At 43.8% G+C, this 13,062-nt stretch carries 13 protein-coding genes; 1 reads left to right on the forward strand and 12 read right to left on the reverse strand.

Annotated elements, in window-relative coordinates; genetic code table 11:
- Positions 1 to 288: 288 nt before the first annotated feature.
- The 5 genes from glpX to MHB83_RS02935 form a co-directional block, all read right to left on the reverse strand.
- Positions 289 to 1,254 carry a class II fructose-bisphosphatase gene (glpX, locus tag MHB83_RS02915; RefSeq protein WP_003214904.1) on the reverse strand — a complete coding sequence of 322 codons (966 nt, stop codon included), beginning with the start codon at positions 1,252 to 1,254 and terminating at the stop codon, positions 289 to 291.
- A gap of 32 nt (positions 1,255 to 1,286) precedes the next feature.
- Positions 1,287 to 2,576, reverse strand: a complete 1,290-nt coding sequence (locus MHB83_RS02920) for a UDP-N-acetylglucosamine 1-carboxyvinyltransferase (protein WP_003214820.1) — start codon at positions 2,574 to 2,576, stop codon at positions 1,287 to 1,289.
- 247 nt (positions 2,577 to 2,823) lie between these two features.
- The gene (gene fsa / locus MHB83_RS02925; protein WP_003215343.1) at positions 2,824 to 3,462 is read right to left on the reverse strand and encodes a fructose-6-phosphate aldolase; all 639 of its coding nucleotides are present in this window, start codon (positions 3,460 to 3,462) and stop codon (positions 2,824 to 2,826) included.
- Between the two features lie 112 nt (positions 3,463 to 3,574).
- Positions 3,575 to 4,432, reverse strand: coding sequence for a class II fructose-bisphosphate aldolase (locus MHB83_RS02930; protein WP_003214879.1), 858 nt, complete (start codon positions 4,430 to 4,432; stop codon positions 3,575 to 3,577).
- Positions 4,433 to 4,610: 178 nt separating this feature from the next.
- Complete coding sequence (locus tag MHB83_RS02935) at positions 4,611 to 4,985, reverse strand: response regulator (protein WP_003214681.1); 375 nt, start codon at positions 4,983 to 4,985, stop codon at positions 4,611 to 4,613.
- Positions 4,986 to 5,165: 180 nt separating this feature from the next.
- Here MHB83_RS02935 and MHB83_RS02940 point away from each other — a divergent pair, with 180 nt between their 5' ends.
- Positions 5,166 to 5,696 (forward strand): DUF2529 domain-containing protein, encoded by a 531-nt coding sequence (locus tag MHB83_RS02940; RefSeq protein WP_342496619.1) that lies wholly within the window; start codon positions 5,166 to 5,168, stop codon positions 5,694 to 5,696.
- Between the two features lie 42 nt (positions 5,697 to 5,738).
- On the opposite strand, the gene pyrG is transcribed toward MHB83_RS02940, so the two are convergent.
- The 7 genes from pyrG to MHB83_RS02975 form a co-directional block, all read right to left on the reverse strand.
- Positions 5,739 to 7,346 carry a CTP synthase (glutamine hydrolyzing) gene (pyrG, locus tag MHB83_RS02945; protein WP_003215143.1) on the reverse strand — a complete coding sequence of 536 codons (1,608 nt, stop codon included), beginning with the start codon at positions 7,344 to 7,346 and terminating at the stop codon, positions 5,739 to 5,741.
- 238 nt (positions 7,347 to 7,584) lie between these two features.
- Complete coding sequence (gene rpoE, locus MHB83_RS02950; protein ID WP_003214586.1) at positions 7,585 to 8,124, reverse strand: DNA-directed RNA polymerase subunit delta; 540 nt, start codon at positions 8,122 to 8,124, stop codon at positions 7,585 to 7,587.
- A gap of 237 nt (positions 8,125 to 8,361) precedes the next feature.
- On the reverse strand, positions 8,362 to 8,559 hold the full coding sequence (locus tag MHB83_RS02955; protein ID WP_050944448.1) for a hypothetical protein: 198 nt from the start codon (positions 8,557 to 8,559) through the stop codon (positions 8,362 to 8,364).
- A 145-nt stretch (positions 8,560 to 8,704) separates the two neighbouring features.
- A complete protein-coding gene (locus MHB83_RS02960) occupies positions 8,705 to 9,847 on the reverse strand; it encodes an acyl-CoA dehydrogenase (RefSeq protein WP_342496620.1) in 1,143 nt (380 codons plus the stop codon).
- Positions 9,848 to 9,863: 16 nt separating this feature from the next.
- A complete protein-coding gene (locus MHB83_RS02965; RefSeq protein WP_137054270.1) occupies positions 9,864 to 10,976 on the reverse strand; it encodes an acyl-CoA dehydrogenase family protein in 1,113 nt (370 codons plus the stop codon).
- Positions 10,977 to 10,987: 11 nt separating this feature from the next.
- A complete protein-coding gene (locus MHB83_RS02970; protein ID WP_342496621.1) occupies positions 10,988 to 11,851 on the reverse strand; it encodes a 3-hydroxybutyryl-CoA dehydrogenase in 864 nt (287 codons plus the stop codon).
- A gap of 19 nt (positions 11,852 to 11,870) precedes the next feature.
- Positions 11,871 to 13,046 (reverse strand): acetyl-CoA C-acetyltransferase, encoded by a 1,176-nt coding sequence (locus MHB83_RS02975; protein ID WP_342496622.1) that lies wholly within the window; start codon positions 13,044 to 13,046, stop codon positions 11,871 to 11,873.
- Positions 13,047 to 13,062: the final 16 nt, after the last annotated feature.

Genomic DNA, 13,062 nt, shown 5'->3' on the forward strand with positions numbered 1-13,062 from the left:
CGTTTTTGTTGGAATGACCTCGCTCTCATGGTAACGCTCCCACTCGTTTTATCGTAAAGATAGGAACAATGTGAACTCGAGCTTTGTCAACATAGAGAAGGATAATGAGTATATCGTCATGATGCGGCAGTATTTAAACTTGTTGAAGCTTAAAAGAAGTAAATTCGCAGAAAATTTCGCAGCACTCTTTAGTTTTACCTCATTTGCAGAGAATATTCAACTTTAAAAAGAAAATGATATACATTTGACACCTATATGAAAAGCGGGTAATGAATACCCGCTTTCAGATTACGGACGAATGACAAGATTCGGTTTTTTCTTTAAGCTATGTCTGCCGTCTACGAAACGAACTGTACCTGATTTCGCACGCATAACAACGCTATGTGTTGTTCCAACAGAGCCTTTGAATTGAACACCTTTTAATAGCTCACCGTCTGTTACACCAGTCGCTGCAAAAATGGCGTCGTCGCCTTTCACGAGGTCTTCCATTCTTAGGACTTTGCCAACATCTAGCCCCATTTTCTCACAGCGTCTTAATTCTTCTTCACTTTGAGGAAGAAGCCTTCCGTGGATTTCACCACCAAGTGCCTTTAACGCAACAGCAGAAAGGACACCTTCGGGCGCTCCGCCTGAACCAAATAGAATATCAACACCTGTATGATCAAATGCTGTATTAATGGCTCCTGCAACGTCACCATCATCGATCAGTTTGATTCTTGCTCCTGCTTCTCTCAGTTCAGCAATGATTTTCTCATGTCGATCTCTGTTTAAAATCGTTGCAACCACATCTTCAATATCTTTGTTTTTTGCTTTTGCTACAGCGCGAAGATTGTCAATGACAGGCGCTTCAATGTCGATGCAGCCTACCGCTTCTGGACCTACTGCGATCTTATCCATGTACATATCAGGTGCATTCAGCAAGTTGCCATGATCTGCAACTGCAATAACAGCTAAGGCATTCCAGCCGCCACTTGCCACAATATTTGTTCCTTCTAATGGATCAACAGCTACATCCACGCGAGGTCCGTATCCGTTCCCAAGCTTTTCCCCAATATAAAGCATTGGTGCTTCGTCCATTTCCCCCTCGCCAATGACCACTGTTCCTTTCATCGGAATGGTATCAAATACATCACGCATTGCACTTGTTGCAGCATCATCCGCTTCGTCTTTTAATCCTCTTCCCATCCAACGAGCAGATTTTAATGCGGCTGCTTCTGTCACCCGTACTAGTTCCATCGATAAACTTCTTTCCATTTTTGTCCAAATCTCCTCTCACAGTCAAAGCCTTATGAATTTTGAAGTTCTTCTATTTCTTGGTCACTCAGCTTTTCACGCCAGATGGTTGCACCCAAGCCTTCAAGCTTCTTCTCAAGCAAACTATATCCTCTGTCTATATGTTCAAGCCCTGTGATTTCGGTCACACCGTCTGCCATTAGCCCTGCAACGACGAGACAAGCACCTGCACGCAGGTCACTTGCTTTCACCTTTGCTCCTTGAAGCTGCGTTTGTCCAGTGATAATGGCAGATCTTCCTTCGACCTTCATGTTTGCACCCATTCGACGCAATTCGTCAATGTGCTTAAAGCGGGCTGAGTAGATCGTATCTGTGACCACACTCGTGCCTTTCGCCTTTGTTAACAGCGCCGTCATCGGCTGCTGAAGGTCCGTCGGAAAGCCCGGATACACAAGGGTTTTGATATCGACAGGCTTGAGTCCTTCATTTCTGCCAACGATCAGCATTTGATCGTTGCTCGTTTCAATGGTGAACCCCATCTCTCTAAGTTTCGCCGTAATTGATTCTAAATGAGTTGGGATCACATTATCAAGTACAACTTCATCTCCCATCGCAGCACCAGCAATTAAAAATGTGCCTGCTTCTATACGGTCAGGGATGATGGAATGCTTACAGCCATGAAGAGATTCTACACCTTCGATTCGAATCACATCAGTACCCGCACCTTTGATTTTGGCTCCCATGCTTGCAAGCAGTGTCGCTACATCAATAATTTCGGGTTCTTTTGCGGCATTTTCAATGACCGTTTTTCCTTCAGCCAGTACGGCTGCCAGCATGATATTGATGGTCGCACCTACACTGACCACATCAAGGTAAATACGGGCTCCGACTAATTTTTCAGCGCGCAAATAAATGGCACCCTGCTCGTTTGTCACCTCGGCTCCGAGTGCTTCAAAGCCTTTGATATGCTGATCGATCGGCCTAGGTCCTAAGTGGCACCCTCCTGGCAGCCCAATGACAGCCTGCTTGAATCTTCCCAGCATAGCGCCCATTAAATAATAAGACGCACGCAGTTTCTTCACTTTCCCATTAGGAAGAGGCATACTGATCATGGAAGCAGGATTGACAACCATTTCACCTTTTTCAAACGTGACCTTTCCGCCAATCTCTTCTAACAGATCTCGTAATGTGTCAATATCTGAAATATGCGGAAGGCCCTCAATCGTTACTGGAGAATCAGCGAGAATCGTGGCAGGAATCAGTGCCACTGCACTATTTTTCGCACCACTAATATGTACGGTCCCGCGTAAGGGGTCACCGCCGGCAATGTTTAACTTTTCCATATTTGTCTCCCTTCTTAAAGAAGATCACTGTTGGAGTTATACTGTTTGTGGATGTCGCGCTTTAAAAGGTCTTGTCCAAAATTTAGCCAATATCAAGAGAAAGAATACAGGTTAAACGAAATTTGTCGGAAGAAAAATAATCGAAGCTTTGCGAGGCTGTGATGTTCTCTTCTTTGCACAAAACATTTCTTAGCGTTTTTAAGGAAAACTGCGGCAAACAGGAGACAATCCCGCCTGCCACAATCACTTATTTATTCCAATCTGCTAAAAATTGCTCAATGCCCGCATCCGTTAATGGGTGTTTCGTCAGCTGCTTGATGACTTTCAGCGGCATTGTGCCGATATGAGCACCTCTAAGTGCAGCTTCTGTCACGTGCTGCGGATGACGAATGGATGCAGCAATGATTTGTGTATCTAAGCCATGAACATCAAAAATGGTTTTCACTTCGCTGATGAGATCGAGACCATTTTGGCCAATGTCATCTAAGCGGCCGAGGAATGGAGAGACATACGTCGCACCAGCTCTAGCTGCAAGAAGTGCCTGGTTTGCACTAAAAATCAAAGTAACGTTTGTTTTAATTCCAAGGTCTGTTAACGCTTTGACAGCTTTAAGACCATCTGTTGTCATTGGGATTTTAACCGTGATATTTGGTGCAATGGCAGCAAGCTCTTTTCCTTCTTCAATCATTTCTTCTGCTTTGAGGGAAATGACTTCCGCACTGACAGAACCTGATACCACGTCAGTGATTTCGCGAAGACGGTCGTGGAATGATACGTCCTTTTCTTTCGCTACTAAACTAGGGTTTGTTGTGACGCCTGCTAAAATGCCAAGCTCGTGCGCCTCTTTGATGTCTGCGATATTCGCTGTATCTACGAAAAATAACATAACCGTGCCACTCTCCTATCAATAAATTGTCTGAAATGTAAATTTTGATTGCGCTTTCTCAAGATATGGAGAAAACCGCCTGTGACTCAGGCGGCTTTCGGTTCTCATCAAATTATGCTTGGTTAGAAGAACCAAATTCACGCATTTTGCCGATAACAGTCGCTTTAATTGCGTCACGAGCTGGTCCAAGATATTTACGTGGATCATACTCTTCTGTTTTTGCAGCAAGTGTTTCGCGTACTGCTTTCGCAGAAGCAATTTGGTTTTCAGTGTTTACATTGATTTTAGCTGTACCAAGTGAAATTGAGCGCTTGATGTCAGCAGTTGGGATACCTGTTCCGCCATGAAGAACAAGTGGAAGACCTGTCATTTTACCAATTTCTTCCATTTCAGTGAAACCAAGGTTTGGTTCACCTTTGTATGGACCATGTACTGAACCTAGCGCAGGTGCAAGGCAGTCAATGCCAGTGCGTTCTACAAGCTCTTGGCACTCTTTTGGATCAGCATAAATAACGCCCTCAGCGATGACGTCGTCTTCTTGTCCGCCAACAGTTCCAAGCTCAGCTTCTACAGATACACCGTGGAAATGAGCAAGCTCAACTACTTTCGCAGTTGTTGCTACGTTCTCATCGAATGGATGGTGAGAAGCGTCGATCATGACAGAAGTAAATCCTGCATGGATTGCTTTTGCACAAGATTCAAAGCTTGAACCGTGATCTAAATGAATCGCAACAGGAACTGTTACATTATATTCTTCGATTAACGCTTTAACCATTGCGACAACTGTTTTGAAGCCGCCCATGTAGCGTCCTGCTCCTTCAGATACTCCTAAGATAACTGGAGATTTCTCTTCTTCAGCAGCTTGTAAAATCGCTTGCGTGAATTCTAAATTATTTAAGTTAAACTGTCCAACAGCGTAACCTTTTTCCTTTGCGTCTTTCAACATTTCTGTCATTGAAACTAAAGGCATGATGAAAAATCCTCCCTATGTAGCTAATTTGCTTACTAAAAAAAGCTCTCCACCCTAGCATGACCAGAATTTCTCGCCATATGTAAACTTTCAAAGTCAGATCGCTTTCTTCTTCTTATCTAGGATACCAATTATTCGACAAATCGGCAACAGAATGACTCGATTCAATCATTTCCATCTAACCGTTTGTTTCGAGCGGTAAGTATTCTTTGACAGCATCTCGGATCTCATCAATATCAAAAGGTTTCGCAAAGTGCGTCAAAGCACCGAGTTCTTTGGATTCTTGGATCATGTCTAATTCGCCATAGGCTGTCATAATGATGACACGGATGTCTTCATCAATTAATTTCATGCGTTTTAAAATTTCAATTCCATCCATTCCGGGAATCTTCATATCAAGTAGCACAAGGTTTGGTCTATGATTTTTCACAATATCTAACGCCTGAAGTCCATTCGCTGCTTGGAAGGTTTGATAGCCTTCTTTATGAAACACTTCATTCAATAATATTCTAATACCATATTGATCATCGACAATTAAAATTTTCTCATTCATCTGTTACACCCCATTGCTTTCATTTTTCGCCATAAAAAGAGCTGTTGTTAAATAATTCTGTTTGATTTTCACATTTCCTTTATTTATAATAGTTTACTTTACGACATTTTCTGAGCATTTTTCCTAATATTCTCTTTATATTCTATTATAAAATGATCTGACCGAAGGAGGAAATCAGTCTTGTTAAAAATTTTCACGACCCAGTTATCAGGTATTTTTTCACGTATTGGAGAAAAGCAGGCTGAAGCGATCGAGGATGGTGCACGCCTTCTTGCACAAGCCATTGTCAGTGGACATGCTGTTTATTTTCACGGGAAGAATGAACTGGCTGCTGTAGCCCTAGAGGCAACTGAAAGCAAGGAGCCATTTCCAGGTGCGAAAGTGCTGCCGCTTGATCAAATGGAGCGCAGCTTGCTTCATCCAAGCGATAGAGTGCTGCTATTTTATTCAGACCCAGAAGACGAGGAGATTCAATCTCTTGTAAAAGAACTGCACGCGCAAGGGACGCCCGTTATTGGTGTCGGGCCGGCACAAAAGGAGCCGTCCATGATTGAAGAGCTTTGTGATGTCCATATTGATTTTCAGCTCAAGAAACCGCTTGTGCCCGCTGATGACGGAACAAGGTTCGGTTATCCTGCTTTAATGACATGCTTATACGTCTACCACGCTCTATCGTTTACTGTGAAAGAAATCGTTGAGGAATATGAATAAAAAAACTGCCGAGAAGATGATATTCTCGGCAGTTTTTTTGTTTTATTTTGATTCAGATGCTTGCAGTGAAGCACCAACGAAATCTCTAAATAATGGCTGAGGTCTTGTCGGTCTTGAGACGAATTCTGGGTGGAATTGAGAAGCAAGGAACCAAGGATGATCCTTCAGCTCGATAATTTCAACAAGACGTCCGTCTGGGCTTGTACCAGAGAAGACAAATCCTGCAGCTTCCATTTGCTGTCTGAATTCATTATTAAACTCATAGCGATGGCGGTGGCGTTCGTAGACCACTTCATCGTTGTATGCAGCAAATGCTTTGGAGTCTTCATTTAATTTACATGGATACAGACCAAGACGAAGTGTTCCGCCTAAATCATCTACATCCTTCTGTTCTGGAAGAAGGTCAATAATTGGGAATGCTGTTTCAGGATCAATTTCCGCTGAATGAGCTCCTTCAAGGCCTAGTACGTTTCGTGCATATTCGATTGACGCAACTTGCATTCCTAAGCAAATTCCGAAGAATGGCACTTTGTTTTCACGGGCATATTGTGTAGCAATAATTTTCCCTTCCACTCCGCGGTCTCCGAAGCCTCCAGGAACGATGATGCCATCGACATCTTGCGCGAAATCAGCCATATTTTCTGCTGTCACTTCTTCTGCATTGATCCATTTGATTTGAACGTCTGCATCAAATGCATAACCAGCATGGCGAAGTGATTCAACGACAGAAATGTATGCATCTTGCAATTCAACATATTTTCCTACTAGACCAATTGTGACTTGTTTTGAGAGGTTTTGCACTTTATCGACTAGCGCTGTCCACTCCGTCATGTCTGCATCTTGGCAATCAAGTTTCATATGTTCACATACAAGCTTGTCTAGTCCTTGTTTTTGTAAATCAAGCGGAATAGAGTACAGCGTGTCTGCATCCTGACATTCGATAACAGCTTTTGTATCAATATCACAGAATAACGCAATTTTGTCCTTCATGTCCTGGGTCATTGGCATTTCAGTTCTGACCACAATAACGTTTGGCTGAATACCAAGGCTGCGAAGTTCTTTTACACTATGCTGTGTCGGTTTTGTTTTCAGTTCACCTGCTGCCCGAATGTAAGGAACAAGGGTACAATGAATGTACATGACGTTTTCACGGCCAATGTCACTCTTCATTTGACGAATCGCTTCTAGGAATGGAAGAGATTCGATGTCTCCTACTGTTCCGCCGATTTCTGTGATGACCACATCTGCACCTGTTTCTTTTCCGGCACGGTACACGCGGTCTTTAATTTCATTTGTAATATGGGGAATAACCTGTACAGTTCCGCCTAAATAGTCGCCGCGGCGCTCTTTCTTCAGAACAGTAGAGTAGATTTTACCTGTTGTGACGTTACTGTACTTATTTAAGTTAATATCAATGAAGCGCTCATAGTGACCTAAATCAAGGTCTGTTTCAGCACCGTCATCTGTGACGAAAACCTCACCGTGCTGATATGGACTCATCGTCCCTGGGTCTACGTTGATATATGGATCGAATTTTTGAATGGTGACATCCATCCCTCTATTTTTCAGAAGGCGGCCTAACGAGGCAGCCGTGATCCCTTTTCCAAGTGAGGAAACAACTCCTCCTGTTACAAAAATATACTTTGTCATTTCGTATGCTCCTCTCTTTTTTACCCTTGCATGACTAGACATGCACAGCTTCATCCTTTTTAGAGTGTATCCCTAAATCTCTTGAAAAATAAGAAAGCTCCCTTTCAAATAAATGAAAGGGAGCGTAAATGAACGTATCTTTACGTACTCTTTTTAGAGAGCCCAAAATACATACTACATAGTTCGCTCTCGAAAGTCAAGACGGTTTTGTCCTGTTTTGAGGACCGGTTTATGAGGGTTATTTCTCTTCCTCTTTATCGTCTAAATCGTCTTCGTCAATTTCTGTTAAGCCGTCATCATCTTCGTCATCATCTTCGTCGAATTCTTCTATATCTTCCTCAATTTCCTCATCATCATCTAGGTCGAGATCATCGTCGTCTTCAACAAGATCAAGGTCTTCTTCAAGCTCTTCGATTTCCTCTTCCTCTTCAATTTCATCGAAGTCTTCTTCAACGACAGCTGCTTTTGTCTTTTTCTTTTTCGCTTTTGTTTTCACAGCTGGCTGAACTTCTTCTTCGATTTGATCAACTGGATACCAGCTGCGAAGTCCCCATCTCTGATCACCTAACGAAATAAAGCGGCCATCTATATTTAAGTCTGTATAAAATTGAGCAAGGCGATCATCAAGATCAGATTTTTGTATTCCTTGTAAACGGACCATTTCATCTATTAACTCGGAAAACGTAATCGGTGTTTTGCTGTCTCTGAAAATTTCATAAGCAAGTTCAACTAAAGACATGTGCTTGAGCTGTTCCTGTGAGTATTCTTTCAAACTCAAGGTCAGACACTCCCTTTCTATTACATGTATGTATCCATTTATCAGTGAAATAATAAGTGTTTATCCCTTATTTTTACGACAAACCATACCTCTCATTATAAACAAATTAGGGGAGTTTATGCCACCTTTAATCATGTTAATTTTTGATTTTTTCTCAAGGGGCTCATCATCTGCATGAAATGGGTCTGGCTTTTGTGTATGGTATGCTTTTTGTCTTTTAGTTTGTTCATCTCTATTTTAAAACGGGATTCTCTGAATGAATAAGATCACGATAGCAATCGTACATACCATTCCCGCAGGCATGAGGACAAATAGTTTTCTGCGGCTGTTTTCTTTTTCTTCCTTCTTTTTTGGAGACTTTGAAAGCTCTGTGGAGACCATAATCCAAATGATCATCGTGACTAATCCTAAAATACCCATAAATGTTGTGTTCATCATGAAAACCTCCATATTGATTCTTTTGCCAATTTTATCATAATGATAAGGAGGCATGGGACAATTTTGGAAATGATTTAACATTTGAGGACTAATTTTCGCACCAAAACAGACCACCTCACACCAGGTGGTCTTTGCTTTGTTTCTACATATCTAGCAGTTTGCGCGAGATGACTAGGCGCTGGATTTCCTGTGTGCCTTCATAAATTTGGGTGATTTTCGCATCACGCATGTATCTTTCGACTGGGTAATCCTTTGTATAGCCGTAGCCGCCGAAGATTTGGACGGCTTCTGTTGTTACCTTCATGGCTGTATCTCCAGCAAAGAGCTTGGACATAGCTGATTCCTTTCCATACGGGAGCCCTTTCGTTTCGAGCCATGCTGCCTGATAAGTGAGCAGCCTGGAGGCTTCAATTGCGGTTGCCATATCTGCTAGCTTAAAAGCAATTCCTTGCTGCTGAATGATTGGTTTGCCGAATTGCTTGCGCTCCTTCGCATAATCGACTGCCGCATCAAGAGCGCCTTGTGCAATCCCAACTGCCTGTGCAGCAATACCGTTTCTTCCGCCATCGAGGGTCATCATCGCTATTTTAAAGCCTTCTCCTTCTTGTCCGAGCCGGTTTCTTTCATGAATCCGGCAATCTTCAAATCGAATTTCAGTCGTTGGCGATGAGCGAATGCCCAGTTTGCTTTCCTTTTTGCCGACCGAGAAACCCGGTGTCTCTTTTTCTACAATAAAGGCGGTCGTATTTCGAGATGTAGCTTCTTGGTCTGTCACAGCAAACACAATATAATAATCCGCAATGCCTCCATTTGTAATAAAGATTTTCGCACCGTTCAGGACGTATTCATTGCCTGCCTTTACTGCCGTTGTCTTCATTCCGCCGGCATCTGAACCCGAACCGCTCTCAGTGAGTGCATATGCCCCTACCTTCTGTCCTTCTGCAAGCGGCTTTAAATAGATCTCTTTTTGTTCATCTGTTCCAAAAGTATAGATAGGCCACGAGGCGAGAGAGGTGTGGGCGGAGAGGGTGACGCCTGTAGAGGCGCACACTCTTGAAAGCTCCTCCACTGCGATGACGTAGGCTAAATAATCACTACCGATCCCGCCTACCTCTTCCGGCCAAGGGATCCCCGTTAAACCGAGCTCCGCCATTTGGCGAAAAATAGCTGGATCATACGTTTCTGCCTCGTCCCGCTCTGCTGCTGTTGGCTCTACTTCATTTTTCGCAAAATCCCTCACCATTTTTTGAATCATTTCATGTTCATCACTTAATTGAAACTGCATCATGAGCCACCTCGTTTCATATTAGCTGTTTACAAATGACCAGCCTTTGAATTTCACTTGTTCCTTCATAGATTTCACAAACTTTCGCATCACGAAAGTAACGTTGTGCTTGATAGCGATTCGTATAACCATCCATGCCGAGCAAATGGATCACTTCTGTACTGATCTCAACTGCTGTTCTTGAGGCAAATAGCTTTGCCATGGATGCTTCCTTTGTGACCGGACGATTCGCCTCTTTATAAGAAGCCGCTTGATAGACTAATAGTTTGGCTGCTTCAAGCTTCGCTGCCAAATCACCCAGCCGAATGGTCGTTTCTAGACCTGCCGGGTGCTGCTTTAAATAAGTCACTGCCTCAGTTAATGCGGCTTCTGCAATGCCGAGGCTTTGAGCCGCGATACCGATTCTCCCCGCATTTAAACTAGACATGGCTATGTGAAAGCCCTCTCCTTCTGCACCGAGCAGCTGCTGTTTTGGAATCCGCACAGCATCAAAATGAAGCGTAACGGTTTTTGACCCGTGCAGTCCCATCTTTTTCTCATCTTTTCCGATCGTAAATCCTGGTGTATCTTTCTCAACAATGAATGCCGATATATTTTTTTTCGCAGAAGCAGGATCTGTCACGGCAAAGACAAGATACAGTTCTGCTTCCCCGCCGCTTGTGATAAACATTTTTGTACCATTTAACACATAATGGTCGCCCGCCCGCTCTGCTCTTAACTGAATACTGGAGGCATCTGAGCCTGCCTTCGGTTCAGTCAGGCAAAATGCTCCCAGTTTCTGCCCAGATGCAAGCAGCGGAACATAGGATTCTTTTTGCTCATTCGTTCCAAAAGCCAAAATAGGCATCGTCACAACAGATGTATGAACGGACACAATGACACCGATGGTCGCACTCACTTTGGATAATTCATGAATGGCGATGATATACGTTGTAAAATCTGCTCCTAAGCCTTGATACGAAGCTGGTATTGGAATCCCCAGAAAGCCTTGTCGTCCCATTTCTGCTAAAAGTGTTCTTGGGAACTGACCTTGTTCCATGGCCTCCACTTCAGGGAATATACGCTGTCTTGCAAATTCTGCTGCCTGTTCTCTCCAGAGTCGCTGTTGATCCGTAAGCAAAACATCCATTTTGACTCCCCCTATGAGTGGTCGTGGTATGTGTAAAAACCTCTCTTTGTCTTTTTGCCCAGCCAGCCTGCATTCACGTATTTTTTCAAAAGAGGACAAGGTCGATATTTGCTATCTCCAAGTCCCTCATGAAGGGTATTCATAATAAATAAACATGTATCTAGTCCGATGAAATCAGCGAGACGAAGTGGCCCCATTGGGTGATTCATTCCAAGCGTCATGACACCGTCAATGCTTTCTGCATCTGCCACGCCTTCATAAAGGGTGTAAATGGCTTCATTGATCATTGGCATCAATATGCGGTTTGATACAAACCCTGGGAAGTCTTCCACTTCAATTGGGGTTTTGTTTAATGTCTTTGCTGTTTCACAAACGAGTTGATACGTGTCGTCACTCGTTTGCAGCGCTCGAATGACCTCAACGAGTTTCATGACAGGCACCGGATTCATAAAGTGCATGCCAATCACTTGCTCCGGTCTACTCGTAACAGCTGCTAATTCTGTGATCGACAAGGAGGATGTGTTTGTTGCAAATATCGTCTTCGCCTCTGCAAATTGATCAAGTATCTCAAAGATTTGTTTTTTCACACTCATTTGTTCAGATGCAGCTTCAATCACTAAACGTGCCTGCTGCACGTCCTTTAAATCTGTAGATACGGCAAGCCGCTGCGTAATATCTCGGACTGCCTGATGGGCTAGCTTTCCTTTTTCTGCTCGTTTCGTCAGTTGTTTGGTCATGGAGGAAATGGCTCGATGAATTTGCTTTTCAGATGCATCATGCAGCAGGACTGTGTAGCCAGACTGAGCAAAAACTTGGGCAATGCCTGATCCCATTTGACCAGCTCCAACGACCATGACGGTTTCTTCTGTACTCATGACGATGAACGCCTCCCTTTTAATCTACCTTTATCATGATGGCATCTCCTTGACCGCCTCCACTGCAAATCGCCGCAATGCCAATACCGCCGCCTCTTTGTTTTAATGCATGAATCAAGGTCAATATGATCCGTGTTCCGCTTGCTCCAATGGGATGACCAAGCGCAACTGCACCACCGTTGATATTCATTTTCCGCCGGTCCAGCCCGATTATTTTTTCACATGCCAGCGCCACAGCTGAGAAGGCCTCATTGATTTCAAATAGATCAATATCCTCTAGACGCTTGCCTGTTTTCTGTAAAATTTTCTCGATAGCAAAGGCTGGTGTTTTCGGAAAATCCTTTGCCTCTACAGCTACCTGCGTATGACCAAGCACGACTGCCAATGGCTTGAGGTCATGCTGCTTTGCATATGTGTCTTTCATTAAAAGAAGCGCACTTGCTCCATCATTGACACCTGGTGCATTTCCAGCGGTAATGGTACCCGTTTGATCAAAAACAGGCATGAGCTTTGACAGCCGTTCATATGACGTATCACGCCGCGGGGATTCATCTTCTGTGATCAGCCGCTCTCCCGTTTTCGTCTTGACGGTGACGGGGGTGATTTCATGCTGGAAAAAGCCGTTTCTCTGCGCTTCGATCGCCCGTTCATGACTTCTTAATGCCCAAAGATCTTGCTCTTCCCGCGTGATACCGAGCTCCTTCGCAGCCATGCTCCCATACTCACCCATATGAACGCCTGTAAAAGAACAGGTTAATCCATCTAAAATCATCGCATCTTGTACCGCACCATCTCCCATTTTGTAGCCCCATCGCGCTTTTTTTAGCAAATAAGGGGCGTCTGACATGGATTCCATACCGCCCGCTACAATGACCTCCGCATCTCCAGCTCGGATGATTTGATCTGCTGTGCTCACACTGCGCATTCCTGATGCACAGACTTTATTGATGGTTTGCGTCGGAACGGACCACGGAAGATCAGCATATCTTGCTGCTTGCCTTGAAGGAATCTGACCTTGTCCTCCCTGCAAAACACTTCCCATGATGACCTCATCCACATGATGTGATCCCTGCACTCTTTCCAGCGCAGCCTTGATTGCCATTCCGCCTAGTTCTGCGGCACTCAACCCACTGAAAGCACCGCCTAGTTTTCCAAATGGTGTTCTTGTTCCAGATACAATGACCGTCTTACTCATGTATGTCCCCTCCAGT

This window comes from Bacillus sp. FSL K6-3149, assembly GCF_038630515.1.
In the GTDB taxonomy this organism is placed as follows: Bacteria; Bacillota; Bacilli; order Bacillales; family Bacillaceae; genus Bacillus; species Bacillus pumilus.

Bases quoted from the DNA above. Each gene is read 5' to 3' on its own strand.
- glpX (WP_003214904.1), bottom strand. From the start codon at position 1,254: ATGGAAAGAAGTTTATCGATGGAACTAGTACGGGTGACAGAAGCAGCC.
- MHB83_RS02920 (WP_003214820.1), bottom strand. From the start codon at position 2,576: ATGGAAAAGTTAAACATTGCCGGCGGTGACCCCTTACGCGGGACCGTA.
- fsa (WP_003215343.1), bottom strand. From the start codon at position 3,462: ATGTTATTTTTCGTAGATACAGCGAATATCGCAGACATCAAAGAGGCG.
- MHB83_RS02930 (WP_003214879.1), bottom strand. From the start codon at position 4,432: ATGCCTTTAGTTTCAATGACAGAAATGTTGAAAGACGCAAAGGAAAAA.
- MHB83_RS02935 (WP_003214681.1), bottom strand. From the start codon at position 4,985: ATGAATGAGAAAATTTTAATTGTCGATGATCAATATGGTATTAGAATA.
- pyrG (WP_003215143.1), bottom strand. From the start codon at position 7,346: ATGACAAAGTATATTTTTGTAACAGGAGGAGTTGTTTCCTCACTTGGA.
- MHB83_RS02955 (WP_050944448.1), bottom strand. From the start codon at position 8,559: ATGAACACAACATTTATGGGTATTTTAGGATTAGTCACGATGATCATT.
- MHB83_RS02960 (WP_342496620.1), bottom strand. From the start codon at position 9,847: ATGCAGTTTCAATTAAGTGATGAACATGAAATGATTCAAAAAATGGTG.
- MHB83_RS02965 (WP_137054270.1), bottom strand. From the start codon at position 10,976: ATGGATGTTTTGCTTACGGATCAACAGCGACTCTGGAGAGAACAGGCA.
- MHB83_RS02970 (WP_342496621.1), bottom strand. From the start codon at position 11,851: ATGAGTACAGAAGAAACCGTCATGGTCGTTGGAGCTGGTCAAATGGGA.
- MHB83_RS02975 (WP_342496622.1), bottom strand. From the start codon at position 13,046: ATGAGTAAGACGGTCATTGTATCTGGAACAAGAACACCATTTGGAAAA.